This is a genomic window from Thermodesulfomicrobium thermophilum DSM 16697, from assembly GCF_059568695.1.
Genome location: NZ_JCANTW010000018.1, coordinates 19,654 through 37,295, shown reverse-complemented (window position 1 = coordinate 37,295; position 17,642 = coordinate 19,654). Strand labels below are relative to the sequence as shown.

The following is a 17,642-nucleotide window of genomic DNA, read 5'->3' as shown; positions in this document are numbered from 1 at the left end:
GGTGGTTTGGGGGGCTGCATGGGGGGCGGAGGCCCCCCGCGGGGATGCGCAGCGTTTAGCGTGCGGCGTGGCCGCCGCCGAGGTAGGCCTTTTGTACGTCTTCGTTGGCCAGGAGATTGGCCGCGGTATCCGAGAGGACCACGCGCCCCACTTCGAGGACGTAGCCGCGGTGGGCGAGTTTCAGCGCCGCGCGGGCGTTTTGTTCCACCAAGATGACGGTCACGCCGCTGCGGTTGATCTCCCGGATGGTGGCAAAGATGGATTGCACCAAAATGGGGGCCAGGCCGAGGCTCGGCTCATCCAAGAGCAGGAGTTTGGGCTCCGCCATGAGCGCCCGGCCGATGGCCAGCATTTGCTGCTCCCCGCCGGAAAGGGTGCCGGCCAATTGGTGCCGACGCTCCTCCAGGCGGGGAAAGAGCCGGTAGATCCACTCCTGGGTGGCGGCCACCCGCTTGGCGTCCGTGGCCGTGAAGGCCCCGAGCATCAGGTTTTCCTCCACCGAGAGGGTGGCGAACACGCGGCGGCCTTCCGGGCTTTGGGTGATGCCGTGACGTACGATGGCGTGAGCGGGCAGGGAGTGGAGCGGGATATCCCGCAGCCAGATGTGTCCTTCGGCCACGGGGACCAGGCCGCAGATGGCGTTGAGGGTCGTGGTCTTTCCCGCGCCGTTGGCGCCGAGGATGGTGACGATTTCTCCCTCGTCCACGTGGAGACTGATGCCGTGCAGGGCCTCCACGTTGCCGTAGCGCACGCGCAGATTTTCAATTTGCAGCAGGGCCATCTTCATCGTCCTCCACACCCAGATAGGCTTCGATCACGCGGGGATGGTTTTGGATTTCCGCCGGGGTGCCGGTGGCGATCTGCGCCCCGTGCTCCAAAACGATCAGTTTTTGGCATACCCGCATCACCAGGCTCATATCGTGTTCGATGAGCAGGATGGTGATGCCGCGCTCTTGGATGGCGTAGATGAGGCGCACCAGGTCTTGCGTCTCCTGGTCGTTCATGCCGCCCGCAGGTTCGTCAAGGATGATGAGCTGCGGGTCTGTGGCCAGGGCGCGGGCGATTTCCAGCAGGCGTTGGTTGCCGTAGGAGAGATTGCCGGCCAGGTTGTCGTGTTCGCGAGAGAGCCCCACGAAGCGCAGCTCTTCCATGGCCCGGGCCAGGGCTTCGTCCTCCTCGCGACGTTGCGTCGGGGTACGCAGCATGGCCCCGAAGACTCCGGCGCGCATGCGGCAATGGCGCCCGGCGAGGACGTTTTCGAGCACGCTCATGTTCTGGAAGAGCCGGATGGTCTGAAAGGTGCGGGCAATGCCGGCCTGGACGATGGCGTGGATGGGCTTGCCCACCAGTTCGTGGCCGCGGAAACGGACGGATCCGGAGTCCGGAACGTAGTTGCCGGTGATGAGGTTGAAGACCGTGGTCTTGCCCGCGCCATTGGGGCCGATGAGCCCGACGATGGCGCCGTCGTCCACGTCGAAGGAGACATCGCTCACCGCCATGAGTCCGCCAAAACTCTTGGTAAGGTTTTCCACCTGGAGCAGGCTCATGATTGTCCCTCCACCAGTGCTGCGGCCTTGGGGTACTGTGGGGGCCGGGGCGGCAGGAGGCCGCCGTTGCGGAAAATCATCATGGCCACCATGGCCGCGCCGAAGACCAGCATGCGGTACTGGGCGAAGTCCCGGAAGAGTTCGGGCAAGCCCACCAGCAGGAAGGCGCCCACGAGGACCCCCCAAATATTCCCGGAGCCACCAAGGATCACGATGGTGAAGAGGACGACGGATTCCCAAAAAGTAAACGACTCTGGAGAGATGATCGTCATTTTCGCGGCAAAGATGGTTCCGGTCATCCCGGCCCACACCGCGCCGATGACAAAAGCCGCCAGCTTGTATCCCGCCACATCGATGCCGCTTCCCGCAGCGGCGGTTTCATCTTCCTTGATGTAGCGCAGGGCCCGGCCGAAGCGGGAGAGCTCCAGCCGGCGGAAGAGAAAGATGCTGACGCCTGTCAGTATCCAGATGAGGTAGAAAAAATGCATGGGCTTGGTGAGTTTGAAGCCCAGGAGCATGGGCCGGGCAATGCCGAAGATGCCGTTGGCCCCGCCGGTGATGCCAAAAATATTGTTGATGAGGGCGATGCGTACGATCTCCACTACGCCGATGGTGACGATGAGCAGGTAGTCTCCCCGCAGGTGGATGATGGGCCGGGCCACCAGGGCGGCGAAGATGCCTGCCAAAAGCCCGGCTACCGGCATGGTCCAGAGCACCGGCACGCCGTACACCGTGTTGAGGATGGCGGTGGTATAGGCGCCGACGGCGTAGAACGCGGCGTGCCCCATGTGGAAGAGGCCGGCCAGGCCCAAGATGACATTGAGGCTCAAGGCCAGGATGGCGTAGAGCCCGACGTTGTTGAGCACGTCGGTCCAATAGGTGTCGAGAATCAGAGGGCATACGGCCAGCAGGGCGGCCACGGCCCACGGTACGATGCGGTTCATACTTTCTCCGCGACCCGTTCGCCCAGGATGCCTGTGGGCCGAACGATGAGAATGAGGATGAGCACGCAAAAGGCGATGGCGTCCTTCCAGGCAATGGAAATATATGCCGCGCCCAAGGCCTCGATAACGCCGAGGAGGAGTCCTCCGAGCATGGCGCCGGGGATATTGCCGATGCCGCCGAGAATGGCTGCAGTAAAGGCCTTGAGGCCATAAATCCAGCCCATGGTGAAGTTGATCTGGCCGTAGTAGAGCCCGACCATGAGTCCTGCCGCGCCGCCGAGTGCCGGACCGATACAGAACACCAGCATGATGACCCGGTCCACGTTGATGCCCATGAGGCGTGCGGCCCCCTGATCAATGGCTGCTGCCCGGATGGCGGTGCCGATTTTGGTCTTGTGGATGAAGACATAGAGCCCGGCCATGAGCGCCAGAGAGGCGGCGAAGAGCAAGATACGGATGAGCGGGATCTCGAGGCCAAAAAAGGGGACCGTCGTTTTAGGAAGAATATCGTGGGGATAGACTTGGAATCTGGCCCCGTACACCAGCATGACGGCGTTTTGGAAAAAGATGGAGGCCCCCAGGGCCGAGACCACGGCGGACAGGCGCGGGGAGTGGCGTAGCGGCTTGTAGGCCACGCGTTCGAGGAGCACGCCGATGACGGCCACCAGCCCCATGACCAGGAGTACCAGAACGCCCATCCCGGCCACGGGTCCGAGTTTGTCGAAGAGCCCGAGGCTCGTGAGCAGCGTCAGGCCCAGGTACGCGCCAATGGTGAAGAGGTCGCCATGGGCGAAGTTGATGAGTTTGAGCACCCCGTACACCATGGTGTAGCCGAGGGCCACCAGGGCATAGATGCCGCCGACGGCAAGCCCGTTGGTGAGCTGTTGGATGAATTCTTCCATGCAAGTATCCTTGCGCAAGCGAGGAGGGCCGTGGGGCCCTCCTCCTTTGGTGCGTTAGGGCAGAAGTTTGAAGGCCCCGGTCTCGTCCACTTGGTAGATGCGGTAGAGATCGCCCACGCGGTCGCCCTTGGCATTGAAGGAAATGGGACCGGTGAGGCCCGGGAAGTCTTTGAGCTTGGTCTTGAGGTAGGCGGCGATGTCTTCACCCTTGGTGGAGCCGCCCTTGGCGATGGCTTCCGCCAGCACGCGGTAGGCGTCGCCGGCCAGCACCGCCCACACCGAGCCCGGCTGGCTGCCGTAGGCCTGCTGGTAAGCGGTCAGGAAGGCCTTGGCTTCAGGGGTGTCCAGGTCTGCGGGCACAGGCGGAGAGAGGAAAAGGAATCCGGCCGCGGCCTTGGCACCAGCGATCTTCACCAGGTCGGGGTTGTTGGTGGCATCCCCGCCCATCATGGGCACGTCCCAGCCCATCTCCATCTTTTGTTTGAGGAGCAAGCCGGCTTCAGGGTAGTAGCCGGTAAAGAACACGAAGTCCGGGCCAGCGCCCTTCATCTTGGTGAGGATGGCGTTGTAGTCCCGCTCCCCCGGGGTGAGGGCATCGAAGAAGACGATCTTGGCGCCCTGGGCTTCCAGGAGCGACTTGGTCTCGTCGGCCAAACCCTTGGCGTAGGAGGTGTTGTCGTGGAGGATGGCGATCTTCTTGGCGCCTTTGGCAAGGATGGTCTTGGCCGCCACTTTGCCCTGCTCGTCATCGCGGGGGCTGGTGCGCAAGAAGAGCGGCAAACCCTTTTCCGTGAGGCGGATGGCGGTGGAGCCGGTGGCCACTTGCACGATGCCTGCTTCGTTGTAGATGCCCTGCGTGGCTTCGGTCACCGAGGACCCGTAGGTGCCGATGACGGCCACGACGTCTTGACTGATTAGCTTGTTGGCGGCCAAGGCTGCCTGGCGCGGGTCACCGCCGTCGTCTTCGGTGATGATCTCCACTTCCATGCCACCGATACCACCCGCCTTGTTGGTCTCTTTGGCCAAGAGCTCGACGATCTGCTTCATGTCCTGACCTTCACTGGCCCAAGAGCCGGTGAGCGGACACATGAGGCCAATGCGGACGGTTTTGGCCATGGCCGGTGCGCCGATGCACAGAAGCAGCGCGAGGCAGCCACACAGAGTGCGAAAACGTTTCATGCGGACCTCCTTGGGGTTGGGGAAATGTGTTTCTGCCATATATGCAGCCGGAGTATTCCGGAGACACCCAATGATCCTGTTTTCCGCAAAAGTCCCTAGAGGATCTGGAGGAAAAAATCAATTTGTTTCCCAAAAAGGGAAACTTGTTCGCAGAAGCTTTTGTTTGCCCGTATATTTCAAGGCAATAGAGAATCTATTTGTGAATATTATTCTTGTTTTGCTTGGGTTTGCCCTGGCCTTTATGAACGGCGTTCAGGAATGTCGAGGGGTGGACGCGGAGGAAATGTTGGGAGAGGAGTTCGGACGGCGCCGCCGCGGCACGGCCTTTTTCAGACGCTGGTGTGAAGACGTTTTTTCAAAATTGAAAATACGTTCGCAATCGCGGTGCGGGTGACGCCGGAGATGGGCGGACATCCTCGTCCGGGCCCACGGGGCATAGGGGCTTTCATTTTCCCCCAACGATTTTGGAGTATCCGATGCTGATGGCCATGGCCCGCTGGGTGCAGCGGCATTTTTTGATCTTGGCATGCGCGTGTGCATTCTTGGCCTTGGGCTTTCCTGCGCTTTTCGCCTGGATTCGGCCCTACATCTCTTTGGGCCTCGGGCTCATCATGTTTGGGATGGGGCTGACTTTGGAATTCGCCGACTTTGTCCGGGTGGGGCGCATGTGGCCCCGCGCGGGTCTGGGGGTGGTGCTCCAGTACACCGTCATGCCGTTGCTGGCCTGGGGGCTGTGTTGGGCGCTGCACCTCCCTGACGAGGTCGCCGTGGGGGTCCTTTTGGTGGGGTGCTGTCCTTCCGGAACGGCGTCCAATGTGATCACGTTTTTTGCCCGTGCAGATGTGCCCCTTTCGGTGGTCATGACCTTGGTGACGACGTTGGTGGCCCCAGTGGTGACGCCCGCGTTGGTGGAGCTTTTCGTGGGCCAACGCGTGGCCGTGGACTTTTGGGCCATGGTGCGCTCGGTGTTCTGGATCGTGGTCTTTCCCCTCGTGGATGGTCTGGTTTTGCGGCGGCTTTTGCGGGAACGCCTGCGGCCGGTGCTGGAGGTCTTCCCGGCGCTTTCGGTGCTGGCCATCACCGGTATCATCGCCTGCGTCGTGGCCTTGAATCAGAAGACGATACTCGATTTCCCCGTCTTGGTGATGCTGGCGGTCATGCTCCATAACGGGGCGGGGTTTGCCATAGGGTTTTGGGGTGCGCGGGTGACGGGCGCCCGCATGTCCACGGCGCGGACCATCGCCATCGAGGTGGGGATGCAGAACTCGGGCCTGGCCGTCGCGCTGGCAGGCACGTTCTTCACCCCCGCCGCAGCCTTGGCCGGGGCGCTCTTTAGCCTGTGGCAGAACCTGATGGGCATGGCCTTGGCCCGAGTTTGGGCGCGTGATGGCGGGCAGGAGCGCGGGTGACGCCCGCATGGGGGTGCTGCTCGAGCAGCGCTTTCGGGGCGCACGCGCGGTGTTGTGAGGTGTGGTCTGGTGGGGTTGGCGGCGTGCAGTCCCCCTTTCTGGCCGCGGCGGCCACGGCCAGAAAGGGGGATCATGGGGGCGGCGGTTAGACCCAGTCGTCGTCTTCCATGGTCGGGGCGAAGCCGCGGCGCATGGTGTTTTCGCAGACGGTGCGCGGGTCGAGGAATTGGATGAGGTAGTCGGGCCCGCCGGCCTTGGAGCCTACGCCGGACATCTTGTAGCCGCCAAAGGGGTGCCGTTCCACCAGGGCGCCGGTGGAGCCGCGGTTGAGGTAGAGGTTGCCTACGTTGAACTCCCGGCTGGCGCGCTCCAAATGCCGGGGACTGCGGGAGAACACCGCGCCGGTCAAAGCAAAGCGGGTGCTGTTGGCCCACTCCAGGGCCTGGTTGAAGTCCTTCACCTTCATGACGGCGAGTACCGGGCCGAAGATCTCTTCCTGGGCCAATCGGTGCTCCGGAGTGATACCTTCCACGATGGTCAGCGGCACGTAGTAGCCGTGGTTGGGGACCTCCTGGCACAAGAGCACGCGGCCTTCCTGGCGGGCCAACTCCACGTATTTGAGGATGGTGCTCTGGGCGCGCTCATCCACCACCGGGCCCATGAAGTAGGCGGGGTCTTCCGCCGGGCCGATGGCCAGCGCCCGAGCGCCTTCCACCAGACGCTCCACGAAGCGGGCGTAGATGGACTCCACCACGATGACCCGCGAGCAGGCGGAGCACTTTTGCCCCTGGAAGCCGAAGGCCGAATAGAGCACTTCGCGCACCGCCTCGTCCAGGTCGGCGTCGTCATCGATGATGATGGCGTTTTTGCCGCCCATTTCGGCGATGACCCGTTTCACCTGGCTTTGGCCCGGATGCACGCGGGCGGCCTTTTCGATGATGTGCAGCCCCACTTCCATGGAGCCGGTGAAGGCGATGAGGGAGATGGCTGGGTGCTCCACCAGGTAGTCGCCCATGACCGAGCTGCGGCCGGGCACGTAGTTGAACACTCCGTCAGGGATGCCGGCTTCACGGTAGATGCGGCACAAGGTGGCGCCCACCACGGAGGAAGGGCCGGCCGGCTTGTAGAGCACGGGGTTGCCCGCCACCATGGCGGCGGAGGTCATGCCGCAGCTGATGGCCAGGGGGAAGTTCCACGGGGCGATGACCGCGGCGATGCCTTTGGGCTGGTACATGAGCTGGCTGAACTCCCCCGGGGCCCGGCCCATGCGCCGCGGTTTGCCCAGGCGCAGCATCTCGCGGCCGTAGTATTCCAAAAAGTCGATGGCTTCGGCCACGTCGGCATAGGCCTGATCCCATTGCTTGCCCACTTCCAGGATCTGCCAGGCCGACAGCCGGTAAATGTCCTTGCGGGCGATGTCCGCGGCCTTGAAGAGATAGCCGGCCCGGTCTTCGGGGGAGAGCTCCCGCCACAGGGGGAAGGCCTTTTGCGCCGCTTCCAGGGCCTGGTCGATGTGTTCGCGCCCTGCCTGACACACGGAGCCGATGACTTCGTCCGGGTTAGCAGGGTTCACGGAAGGAATGCGGTCGTCGGTGAACACCTCGCGGCCGCCGATCCACAAGGGATAGGTGCGCCCCAATTCCTGGCGCACGCTGGCGATGGCCTGCTGGAAGGCTTGGCGCACGTCGGCGCGGGTGAAGTCGGCCATGGGTTCGTTGGCAAACGGTGGGATCGGTGCCGCCGAAGGGGCGGCCGTCCGGGCGGCGCGGCGGGCGCGTTCCCGGTCCAAGGTGATGAGCGGGTTTTCCAGCAGCCGTTCGATCTCTGCAGCTTCAGCGAAGGATTGGCGCAGGAAAGACTCGTTGGCGGTATTTTCCAGCAGCCGGCGCACCAGGTAGGCCATGCCGGGGAGGAGATCGCCGTACGGGGCGTAGAGCCGCACGCGGCGGGCCACATGGAGCAGGCCTTTGCGTACCGGCTCGGCCATGCCGTAGAGCACCTGGAATTCGTAGCGGCTCTCGGGCACCTTGAGCTCGGCGGCCATTTCCATGACTGCGGCGATGGTGCGGATATTGTGGGATGCGCAGGCGAAGTGGCAGATGTCGTGGTTTTCCAGGATGACCCGGGCCTGGCGCTCGAAGGCGGCGTCGGACTCGGCCTTGATGGTCCATACGGGAATTTCCCAGCCGTTTTGCTTGGCGATAACCGTTTCGTAGTCCCAGTAGGCGCCTTTGACCAAGCGGATGCCGATGGGGAGTTTCTTCTCCCGCGCCCAGGCCAGAAGTTCGGCCAGGTCGCGGTCGGTGTCCTTGAGGTAGGCCTGCAGCACCACGGCCAGTCCGGGATAGTCGCGGAATTCCTCGCTGGAGCGCAGGCGGCGGAAGAGCTCCAGGGTGATGTCCTTGAACTTGTACTGCTCCATGTCGATGCACATCCAGCCGCCGAGCTCGCGCACCTTGCGGTAGATGGGGATGAGCCGCTTGAGGATGCCCTGCACCGAGCCCTCGAAGTCTTTGGGGGAAGCCTGGGAAAAGAGGGCCGAGGGCTTCACCGAGACATTGAGCATGGGCGTCGTGCCCCAATCGAGGCCCCCGCCGCCGCCTAGGCCCGTCCATTTGGGGAGCTCGCCGCGCAGGGCGTCGAGGAGCTCTAGGTAGCTTTTCATGTACGCCTCGGCCTCGGCCTCGCTCACCGTGGCCTCGCCAAGGATGTCCACCGTAAAGGCAAACCCGTCTTTGCGCAGCTTGCGCAAGGTCTTGATGGCGTCCTGGGTATTTTCACCGATGATGAACTGCTTGGCCATGGATTCGATATTGGCGCGGATGGTCTTGGCCACGAGGCCGGCCGCCAGCTTGCCGCCCAGGCCGCCCATGGCGCCGGCGCCCCATTTGAGGACCTTGGGGATGTCCTGGCCTTCGCCGGAAAAGTACTCTTCGATGTGCCGAGACAGCGATTCGGACGTGTTGAGGTAGGGCAGTACATCCACAAATCGGAACAGCTGCACCTTGAACTGTTCGTTCTGCATGGCCCAGTCCATGACCTTCCCCGTCCACCACCCTTTGTTGAAGATGGACGGCGCCTCGCCGGCGATGCTGGCAAAGAACTCTTTGCCGCGGTTCATGATGCGCACATCGAGATTGGATTGCATACTAGCCTCCGTTTTTGGAATTTTTCCGGCCGCCCTTCACCGGGATGTGATCCAGGCAAAGGGATTGGGTTTCTTTGATCGTTTCGAGGACCAATGTCGTGCGGCTGTCCTGGACGCCGGGAATCGCTCCGAGCTTTTTCATGAGCGCCACTTGATCTTCGGTATCCCGTACCCGGGCCTTGATGAGGTAGTTGTACTCGCCGGCGGTCCAATGGACTTCCAGCACCTCGGGGATGGCGGCCAAGGCGTGTCCGATGGCCGAAGACCCTACGGGCTCGTTGGTCTTGATGAGCACGAAGGTGCTCAAGGTGAGCCCAAGGCGATGGGGGTCGAGGCGGACACTGGCACCGGTGATGATACCGCGGGACTCCAGCTTGCGCACTCGTTCCAGGGCCCCGGAAGGGGCCATGCCGATGCGCCGCGCCAGCTCGGCGTTGGTAATTTTGGCGTTTTCTTGAAGAAGATTCAATATTTGAACATCAATTTCGTCGAGCATGCTTGGTTTCCTCGTTTTTTGCGCTTTTAATTCGATGGCTTTTGGGAGTCAACGGTGGCCGTTGGAAAACGGCGGTCGATGCGAAAAGCGCCCCTGGCCCGAAGACGGTGGGCGAGGGGCGCTTGAGGGGGCGTCGGTGCAGGCGGGCTAGCCAGCGGCGTCCATGGCCGTACGAAAGGCGGCCAGGCGCTGATCGTAGGGCGGGTGGCCGAAGAAGGCGGAGCCGGACACGAGCACCGTAGCCCCGAGACGTACGAGTTCTCCGGCGTTGTCCACCGTGACGCCGCCGTCCACCTGCAGGTGGATGGGTTTGCCGGTGTCGCGGATGCGCGCTGCGGTATGGGCGATCTTGGGGAGGGCGAGGGGCAGAAAATGCTGTCCGCCAAAGCCGGGGTTGACGCTCATGATGAGCACCATGTCCAGGTTGTCGAGGACGTAGTCCAGGGCCGTCAGCGGTGTCGCGGGGTTGAGGGCGAGTCCGGCCTGCATGCCCGCGTCGTGGATGGCCTGGATGGTGCGCTCCAGGTGCACGCAGGTCTCGGCGTGCACGCACAGCAGATCGGCCCCGGCGTCGGCAAAGGCAGTGATATAGCGGTCGGGGTGTTCGATCATGAGGTGGACGTCGAAGAACAGGCGGCTTCGGGCACGCAGTTTGGCCACTACGGGCGGGCCGAAGGTGATGTTGGGCACGAACTGGCCGTCCATGATGTCCCAATGCACCCAGGAAAGCCCGGCTGCCTCCAGGGCGGCCAGCTCCTCGGCTAGGCGGCCGAAGTCTGCGGACAAAAGCGAGGGAGACAGGACGGGGGTCATGCGTCGTCTCCCATTTTGAAGTCCACCTGGATTTTGTACATCTTGGAGGCCGGCAGGTTGAGGATGGGGATGCCGGTGGCCTGGGTGATGCCTGCCAAGGTGGCGGCCACGTCCTCCGGCGACGGGCCGATGAGGGTGAACCACACGTTGTAGCGGTGGGCACGCAGGTAGTTGTGGGTGACCCCTGGGTGGCGGTTGACCTCGGCGACGAAGGCTTCGAGCTGGTCTTCCGGTACGCACGCCGCGCACAAGGTGGAATGCCAGCCGAGCTTGCGGGACTGGAAGTTGGCGCCGATGCGGCGGATGACCCCGCGGGCCGTGAGCGCCCGCACCCGGGCCAAGGTCTCGGCCTCGGTAAGGCCGAGACGCTCGCCGAGCACGGCGTACGGCCGGGGTTCCAAAGGAAAGTCCGTTTGAATGATGTCGAGGAGTTGGCGGTCGATGGCGTCCATGGGAGATGTCCTAGGAGGATTGGCGTTGCAGGCGGGCCGGGGTGTACGAGCACAGCGGCTCTTCGGCCATGTGGTTGCCGCGCATGGTATGGGCGCGGGCCCTGCAGCCGCCGCAGACCTTGTGGTATTCACATACCCCACACTTGCCTTGGTATTGGGACTGGTCCCGGAAGGCGCGGAAGACGGCGCTGTTACGCCAAATCTCCGGAAACGGCGTGGCGCGCACATCCCCGCAAGCAAGTTCGAGGTAGCCGCAGGGTTGGACGATGCCCGTGTGGGAGATGAAGCAGAAGCCAATGCCACCCAGGCAGCCGCGGGTATGGGCGTCCAGGCCAAAGTTTTCCGGCGTCACCGGGATGCCCTCTTCTTTGGCGCGCTGGCGCAGGATCCGGTAGTAATGGGGGGCGCAGGTGGCCTTGAGGCTCATGGTCGTGGTCTTGCGGAAGTCGTAGAACCAATGGAGCACCCGTTCGTATTCCGTGGCGCTGATGATCTCTTCCTCCATGGAGGCGGCCCGGCCGGTGGGCACGAGGAGGAAGATATGCCAGGCCGCGGCCCCGAGCTTTTCGCAGAGTTCGAAGATGCGCGGAAAGCTCTCCATGTTGGAGCGGGTGACCGTGGTGTTGATCTGAAAGGGAATCCCCGCCTGACGCAGATATTCGATGCCGCGCAGGGCGCCGGCAAAGGCGCCGGGCACGCCGCGGAAGGCGTCGTGGGAGGCGGCGTCCGGGCCGTCGATGGAGATGGAGCAGCGCTGCACGCCGGCGGCCTTCATGCGCTGGGCGGTTTCGGCGGTGATGAGGGTCCCGTTGGGCGACATGACCGGCCGCAGTCCCAAGGCCGCGGCATGGGCCACGAGATCGTAGACATCGGGACGCAGCATGGGGTCGCCGCCGGTGAAGATGATGATGGGGCTTCCCACTTGGGGGAAGGTGTCGATGAGGGCCACGGCCTCTGCTGTGGAGAGCTCGTTGGGATACGGCTCCAGATGGGCCTCGGCCCGGCAATGCTTGCAGGCCAGATTGCAGGAGCGGGTCACCTCCCAGGCGATGAGCCGGCAGGCAGGGGCCTCTGCGCTCAAGGCATGGGCAGCGGCATGCGGATGATGGGTCATGAGATGAGTCCTTGCTGGATGAGGTCCGCCGCGAAGTATGTGAGGATGAGGTCCGCGCCGGCGCGCTTGATGGCGGTGAGACTTTCCAGGGCCACGGCGGTCTCGTCCATCCACCCCAGTTGTCCGGCGGCCTTGATCTGGCTGTATTCCCCGCTCACCTGGTAGGCGGCCAGCGGCAGGTCCGTGACCTCCCGCAGGGTGCGCAGCACGTCCAGATACGGCAGGGCGGGTTTCACCATGAGCATGTCCGCGCCTTCGGCCTCGTCGGCCAGGGCCTCGCGCAGGGCCTCGCGGCCGTTGGCCGGGTCCATCTGGTAGGTCTTGCGGTCGCCGAACTTGGGGGCGCTTTCCGCCGCCTCCCGGAAGGGGCCGTAGAAGGCCGAGGCGTATTTCACGGCGTAGGAGAGCACGGGAATGTGGGCGAAGCCTTCCTGGTCCAAGGCCGCCCGGATGGCCGCCACCCGACCGTCCATCATGTCCGAGGGCGCGATGATGTCCGCACCGGCCTTGGCTTGGCTGACGGCGGTGCGCGCCAGAAGCTCCAAGGTGGGGTCGTTGGCCACCTCGCCGCTGGGGAGCACGATGCCGCAATGGCCGTGGGAGGTGTACTCGCACAGGCAGGTGTCGGCCACGACGACGAGCTCGGGCCAGCGCTCCTTGATGCGGCGGGTGGCCTCTTGGACGATGCCGTCCGGCGCGTAGGCCCCGGAGGCCCGTTCGTCCTTGGTCTGGGGGATGCCAAAGAGGATGACCGCAGCCAGGCCGGCGGATACCGCCGGCTCCATGTGGGCGATGAGCCGATTCAGGCCCAATTGGTACTGGCCGGGCATGGAGGCGATGGGTGTTTCGGCCTCGGGGTTGGACTCGACCACGAAGTAGGGTTGGATGAGATCCAGGCGCGTCAGCCGCGTTTCCCGCACCAAATCCCGCAAGGCGGCAGTACGGCGCAGACGGCGGCCTCGGAAAAAGGTCATGGCAGGCTCCTTGGTGTGGGGGCGGGCCGCCTAGAGCGGCTCGCCGGTGATTTCGTCGTCCGTGAGGTAGCAGGCCGGGTCCGGTGCCCAGAAATCGCCGGTGGCGGCCTCGGCCCGGGCGCGGAAGTTGCCGCCGCAGATGTTGAGGAACCGGCAGCGGGCGCAGCGGCCCGTCACATGGGGGCGTTTGTCCTTGAGCTTCTGGAGGAGCTCGATGGACGGGTCGTCCCAGATGGCGGAGAAGGGCCGTTTAAGGACATTGCCAAAGGTGATGTGGCGCAAAAACTGGTCCGCGTGCACCGAGCCGTCCCAGGAGATGCAGGCAATGCCCCGGCCCGAGGAGTTGCCCTCATTCATTTTGAGCAACTCCAGCACTTCGGCCGCCCGCTGGGGGTTTTCCCGCAGCAGTCGGAAATAGACGTAGGGGCCGTCGGCGTGGTTGTCCACGGTGAGCACTTCTTTAGGCTTGCCGCGCTCATGCAGATCGCGGGTGCGGTCCATGATGAGGTCCACCACGGCGCGGGTTTCGGCGTGGTCCAAGTCTTCGTTCATGAGCTCGGAGCCGCGGCCGGCATACACCAGATGGTAGAAGCAGATGCGCGGGATCTCCATCTGCTCGATGAGGTCGAAGAGGTGTGGAATTTCGCCGGCATTGCGTTTGTTGATGGTAAAGCGCAGGCCCACCTTGAGGCCTTCGGCCTGGCAGTTTTCCACGCCCTTGAGGGCCTGGCGGTACGATCCGGTGACGCCGCGGAAGCGGTCGTGGATGGTCTCGGCGCCGTCCAGGGAGATGCCCACGTAGGAGAGCCCCACGTCTTTGAGCTCGCGGGCCTTGGACTTGGTGATGAGGGTGCCGTTGGTGGAGATTACCGCGCGCATGCCGCGGGCAGTGGCGTACTTGGCGAGTTCCACCAGATCTTCGCGCACCAAGGGCTCGCCGCCGGAAAAAAGCAGCACCGGCGCGCCGTAGGCGGCCAGGTCTTCGATCATGGCCTTGGCCTGTTCGGTATCGATGGGGTCTTGATGGCCTTTGGGATCGACGGCGTGGGCGTAGCAATGCACGCATTTGAGGTTGCAGCGCTGGGTCATGTTCCAGACCACAACCGGCTTTTTATCCTTGGAAAATTGGAGCAGATGCGAGGGGAGCGACCCGGAATGGCGGCCATAGCGCAAGGCGTCCGAAGGCTCCACCGTGCCGCAATAGAGTTTGGAGATACCGATCATTGTTCCTTCCTCGAAAGTTCGGGGCCGCACGAGGCCCTCTGTGGCGGGATGCCGTGGCAGGTTGCCTGAAGCCGTCTTGTTGTCAAGGAGCGCGCCGGGGTGAGGTGTTGATTCGGATGGAACCCTCGCGTAGGGCTTGCTACAGGTGCATACAGGTGCCAAGGGGCGCGTCAGAGGTGCTCGTTTGGGGGCGTTTTCGTGGCCTTGGGCTATGGGGAGAGAACATATGATCGTTATCGTGACCGCCATCGATGCATACGCCCAGGAAGATCGACGTTTTCTCGTGGCCATGGGGCAGGCCGAGATCGTACGTTTTTCCTCCGGCGCGGCGGCAGTGGATTTCGCCGCCCACAACGAGGTCGCCTTGGCCTTGGTGGATTCGGAAGTAGGAGACATGCCGCTTGCGGCCTGCATCGCGGCCCTGCGTACCAGCCGGCCCGGGGAGATACGGCCCGTGGTGGCCATCTCCGCTCGTCGGGAGGAAGACTTTGTTTTGGGGCTCATCTCGGCCGGATGCTCCGGACTGGTGGTGCGGCCCTTTGATCCCCAGGCATTGGAGCGGCACGTGGCGCAGGGCTTGCGCATGTCCGCCAAAGGAGCTGCCCTGCAGGCCACAGTGGATCAGGCTCAGGGGCTCATGGCCGAAGGCCGGTTTGAAGACGCCATCGGTGTGCTTTCCCTCACCGTGGGGGAGGACGAAGACATGGCGGAGGTCCTGTTCTTCAAGGGCTGCAAATTTCTCATGGAAAAACGCTGGTCCGACGCCATTGCCGCGTTCAACCAGGCCTTGGAGCAAAACCAGGCCTTCATCAAAGCGTATGAAGGCCTGGCTGCGGCGTATAAAGGCAAGGGCGATATGGAGCGCTACCAGCATTACTTGCAAAAGGCGGCGGAAGAATACGCGAAAATCAACAAGTTCAACAAGGTGAAAGAGATTTTCGTGGAGATCCTTCGCCATGATGTCAACGCACCCAATCCCTACAATACGATGGGCATTCGTCTGCGGCAAAACAGGCAGTACAAAGAGGCGTTGCAGGCATATATGCGGGCGTTGGAATTGAGCCCCCAGGATGAAAATATCTATTACAACATGGCAAAAGCATACTTGTGTGAAAGAAATACCGAAAAAGCGTTGGAATGCTTACGGCAATGTCTCTCCCTCGCCGCGGATCACGCCGAGGCCCTCAAGCTCTTGAACCGCCTGACTGGAGAAAAATCATCGGAAGACTCCGGGGCTTCTCCCATTCGCCTGTCTTTGGGAGGCTGATATGGCGGAACTTCGGGCCTGTCCTTTGTGCGGCAAACTCGTGGATATCGATACGGAGCGACATAATCTTTTTCATTGCCGCAATTTTTTGCTTTCTTCCTACTATGCGGAGCGCAATCCCATCCGGCGGAAACGGCTCGCGGAACGTGTGGAAGCCATCAATGCCCGGCTGGGACTGCGCAGCATGAATCTCGTGGATACGGACGAATAAGGAGGCGCGTGTGCGCTATGTGGTTGTCGGCGCCGGCCTTGCGGGATGCGAGGCGGCGTTTGCTTTAGCTGAGGCAGGCCAGGACGTGCTTCTCGTGGAGATGAAGCCGGGCCGGTTTTCCCCGGCGCATACCCAGCCCGGGTTTGCGGAGCTGGTGTGCTCCAACTCGCTGCGTTCGGCGGAGATGACCTCGGGCGTGGGGTTGCTGCAGGCCGAGATGCGGGACTTGGGGAGTCTGATCATGGCCGCGGCCGATGCCACGCAGGTGCCGGCAGGCAAAGCCTTGGCCGTGGACCGGGAGCGGTTTTCGGCATGGATTACCGAGCGCCTGAGTACGCATCCGCGCATCACCGTGGCGCGTCGGGAGGTCACTGCCGTTCCCGACCCGGAGCAATGGGGGGCGCAGGCCGTGATCATCGCCGCCGGGCCGTTGGTGAGCGACGCCTTGGCCGCGGATCTGGCCCGCGTGGTGGGGGGCGAGCATCTCGCCTTCTACGACGCCATCGCCCCCATCGTGGCCACGGACTCGGTGGATATGTCGGTGGCCTATTGGGGCTCGCGCTACGATCCCGAGGGGCGCGACTATCTCAACCTCCCCTTGGACGAAGCGGCGTACTTTCGTTTCGTGCACGCCTTGCGGGAAGGACGCACCGTACCGGCGCGAAATTTCGAGGACGAACGCCATTTCGAGGGCTGCCTGCCCATCGAGGTCATGGCCGCGCGTGGGGACCTCACCCTGGCTTTCGGCCCCATGAAGCCCGTGGGCCTGCCGGACCCGCGCACCGGCACGGAGCCCTTTGCCGTGGTGCAATTGCGGCCGGAGAACCGGGAGAAAACCGCGTGCAACATGGTGGGGTTCCAGACCAAGCTCACCTATCCGGAGCAGCGCCGGATCTTTTCCATGCTCCCGGGCCTTGCCGAGGCCGAGTTCTTGCGTCTCGGCAGCATGCATCGCAATACCTACGTCAATGGGCCGCAGGTGCTCACCCCGTTTTTGGAGCTCAAAGCCCGGCCCGGGGTCTATGTGGCAGGCCAGCTCTCCGGGGTGGAAGGGTACGTGGAATCCGCGGCCACCGGGCTGTGGCTCGGGCTTTTTCTGGCGGGGCGCCTTCCGGGGCTGCCGCCCACACAGACGGCCCTGGGCGCCCTTCTGGGGCATGTGCGCACGCCTTCGGCCTCGTTTCAGCCTTCCAATATCCACTTCGGCCTCATGCCCGCCCTGGCGGGCAAGCATAAAAAACGCGCACGCAAGGCGCTCTATGCCCAGCGTGCGCGCGAGGTGTTCGCCGCGTGGTTGGCGGCCAGTGCGTAATCTACGCTTCTGGCTTGGCGCATTTCCAGGGGGTTTCGGTTCCGGCGAGCAAGCGATCGATGTTGTCTTTGTGTTTCCAGAAGATCAGGGCCGAGGCCGCCAGGGTGGGCACCAGTACGCTCCAGGATCCGGAAACTAGGAGCATGACCGGCAGGGCCGTGGCCATGGCCAAGGAGGCGAGAGACACGTAGCCGTAGAGGTGCAGGGCCAGGAAGAAGACCAAGACGCTCAGCACCGTCGCTCCCGGGGCCAGGGCCAAAAACGCGCCCACGAAGGTGGCCACCCCTTTGCCGCCTTTGCCGTGGAGAAAGACCGAGAACATGTGCCCGCAGATGGTGGTAAGCGCCGAAAGGGCCAGGAAGAATCCGGAATCGCTGACCGCTTGGGCCAAAAGCACGGCCACGAAGCCCTTGGCGATATCGAGGATGAGGGTCCAGAGCCCTGCGCCTTTGCCGCAGACCCGGGCCACGTTGGTGGCGCCGATATTGCCGCTGCCTTCGGTGCGCGGGTCTTTGCCACAGCGCTGCGCGATGATGAGTCCAAAGGGGACTGCGCCGAGAAGATAGCCGATGATGAGCACGAACAGCTTGGCCATAGGAGCCTCCTTTTTCCAGAAATTGGGATGTGAGCGCCCCTACCACAAGGAGGGG

At 63.3% G+C, this 17,642-nt stretch carries 18 protein-coding genes; 5 read left to right on the top strand and 13 right to left on the bottom strand.

The genetic code is table 11. The features are described from left to right. Positions 1-55: 55 nt before the first annotated feature. The 5 genes from BR00_RS10980 to BR00_RS10960 are packed head-to-tail and all read right to left on the bottom strand — an operon-like array spanning position 56 to position 4,572. On the bottom strand, positions 56-781 hold the full coding sequence (locus BR00_RS10980) for an ABC transporter ATP-binding protein (protein WP_496477642.1): 726 nt from the start codon (positions 779-781) through the stop codon (positions 56-58). Beyond that, entirely contained in the window at positions 762-1,547 is a 786-nt protein-coding gene (locus BR00_RS10975) for an ABC transporter ATP-binding protein (RefSeq protein WP_496477641.1), read from the bottom strand. The genes BR00_RS10980 and BR00_RS10975 overlap by 20 nt, the downstream gene beginning before the upstream one ends. Next, positions 1,544-2,491: a branched-chain amino acid ABC transporter permease gene (locus BR00_RS10970; protein ID WP_496477640.1), complete on the bottom strand. Its 948-nt coding sequence runs from the start codon at positions 2,489-2,491 to the stop codon at positions 1,544-1,546. The genes BR00_RS10975 and BR00_RS10970 overlap by 4 nt, the downstream gene beginning before the upstream one ends. Further along, on the bottom strand, positions 2,488-3,393 hold the full coding sequence (locus tag BR00_RS10965; RefSeq protein ID WP_496477639.1) for a branched-chain amino acid ABC transporter permease: 906 nt from the start codon (positions 3,391-3,393) through the stop codon (positions 2,488-2,490). Before BR00_RS10965 ends, BR00_RS10970 begins: the two co-directional genes overlap by 4 nt. A gap of 54 nt (positions 3,394-3,447) precedes the next feature. Then, the gene (locus tag BR00_RS10960; RefSeq protein WP_496477638.1) at positions 3,448-4,572 is read right to left on the bottom strand and encodes a branched-chain amino acid ABC transporter substrate-binding protein; all 1,125 of its coding nucleotides are present in this window, start codon (positions 4,570-4,572) and stop codon (positions 3,448-3,450) included. 70 nt (positions 4,573-4,642) lie between these two features. On the opposite strand from BR00_RS10960, the gene BR00_RS10955 reads away from it, so the two are divergent. Together BR00_RS10955 and BR00_RS10950 are read left to right on the top strand one after the other, a co-directional pair. Further along, the gene (locus BR00_RS10955) at positions 4,643-4,966 is read left to right on the top strand and encodes a hypothetical protein (protein WP_496477637.1); all 324 of its coding nucleotides are present in this window, start codon (positions 4,643-4,645) and stop codon (positions 4,964-4,966) included. A gap of 82 nt (positions 4,967-5,048) precedes the next feature. Next, the gene (locus BR00_RS10950; RefSeq protein ID WP_496477636.1) at positions 5,049-5,981 is read left to right on the top strand and encodes a bile acid:sodium symporter family protein; all 933 of its coding nucleotides are present in this window, start codon (positions 5,049-5,051) and stop codon (positions 5,979-5,981) included. Between the two features lie 145 nt (positions 5,982-6,126). Here BR00_RS10950 and pruA read toward each other — a convergent pair whose 3' ends face one another. From pruA to ahbC, 7 genes are all read right to left on the bottom strand, one after another. After that, on the bottom strand, positions 6,127-9,129 hold the full coding sequence (gene pruA / locus BR00_RS10945) for an L-glutamate gamma-semialdehyde dehydrogenase (protein ID WP_496477635.1): 3,003 nt from the start codon (positions 9,127-9,129) through the stop codon (positions 6,127-6,129). A 1-nt stretch (position 9,130) separates the two neighbouring features. Then, positions 9,131-9,625, bottom strand: coding sequence for an Lrp/AsnC family transcriptional regulator (locus tag BR00_RS10940; RefSeq protein WP_496477634.1), 495 nt, complete (start codon positions 9,623-9,625; stop codon positions 9,131-9,133). Between the two features lie 147 nt (positions 9,626-9,772). After that, positions 9,773-10,438 (bottom strand): ribulose-phosphate 3-epimerase, encoded by a 666-nt coding sequence (gene rpe / locus BR00_RS10935; RefSeq protein ID WP_496477633.1) that lies wholly within the window; start codon positions 10,436-10,438, stop codon positions 9,773-9,775. After that, positions 10,435-10,890 (bottom strand): siroheme decarboxylase subunit alpha, encoded by a 456-nt coding sequence (gene ahbA / locus BR00_RS10930; RefSeq protein WP_496477632.1) that lies wholly within the window; start codon positions 10,888-10,890, stop codon positions 10,435-10,437. Before ahbA ends, rpe begins: the two co-directional genes overlap by 4 nt. A 10-nt stretch (positions 10,891-10,900) precedes the next feature. Continuing rightward, a complete protein-coding gene (ahbD, locus tag BR00_RS10925) occupies positions 10,901-12,004 on the bottom strand; it encodes a heme b synthase (protein ID WP_496477631.1) in 1,104 nt (367 codons plus the stop codon). Beyond that, positions 12,001-12,978 carry a porphobilinogen synthase gene (gene hemB / locus BR00_RS10920; protein ID WP_496477630.1) on the bottom strand — a complete coding sequence of 326 codons (978 nt, stop codon included), beginning with the start codon at positions 12,976-12,978 and terminating at the stop codon, positions 12,001-12,003. Before hemB ends, ahbD begins: the two co-directional genes overlap by 4 nt. 30 nt (positions 12,979-13,008) lie before the next feature. Continuing rightward, positions 13,009-14,202 (bottom strand): 12,18-didecarboxysiroheme deacetylase, encoded by a 1,194-nt coding sequence (ahbC, locus tag BR00_RS10915; RefSeq protein WP_281751742.1) that lies wholly within the window; start codon positions 14,200-14,202, stop codon positions 13,009-13,011. A 226-nt stretch (positions 14,203-14,428) separates the two neighbouring features. Between ahbC and BR00_RS10910 the strand changes: the two genes are divergently transcribed. The 3 genes from BR00_RS10910 to trmFO are packed head-to-tail and all read left to right on the top strand — an operon-like array spanning position 14,429 to position 16,992. Beyond that, positions 14,429-15,469: a tetratricopeptide repeat protein gene (locus BR00_RS10910; RefSeq protein WP_496477629.1), complete on the top strand. Its 1,041-nt coding sequence runs from the start codon at positions 14,429-14,431 to the stop codon at positions 15,467-15,469. Position 15,470: 1 nt separating this feature from the next. Further along, positions 15,471-15,680: a hypothetical protein gene (locus BR00_RS10905; RefSeq protein WP_281751747.1), complete on the top strand. Its 210-nt coding sequence runs from the start codon at positions 15,471-15,473 to the stop codon at positions 15,678-15,680. 10 nt (positions 15,681-15,690) lie between these two features. Continuing rightward, on the top strand, positions 15,691-16,992 hold the full coding sequence (trmFO, locus tag BR00_RS10900) for a methylenetetrahydrofolate--tRNA-(uracil(54)-C(5))-methyltransferase (FADH(2)-oxidizing) TrmFO (protein WP_496477628.1): 1,302 nt from the start codon (positions 15,691-15,693) through the stop codon (positions 16,990-16,992). A gap of 1 nt (position 16,993) precedes the next feature. On the opposite strand, the gene plsY is transcribed toward trmFO, so the two are convergent. Further along, positions 16,994-17,587, bottom strand: a complete 594-nt coding sequence (gene plsY / locus BR00_RS10895) for a glycerol-3-phosphate 1-O-acyltransferase PlsY (RefSeq protein WP_496477627.1) — start codon at positions 17,585-17,587, stop codon at positions 16,994-16,996. Positions 17,588-17,642 lie beyond the last annotated feature (55 nt).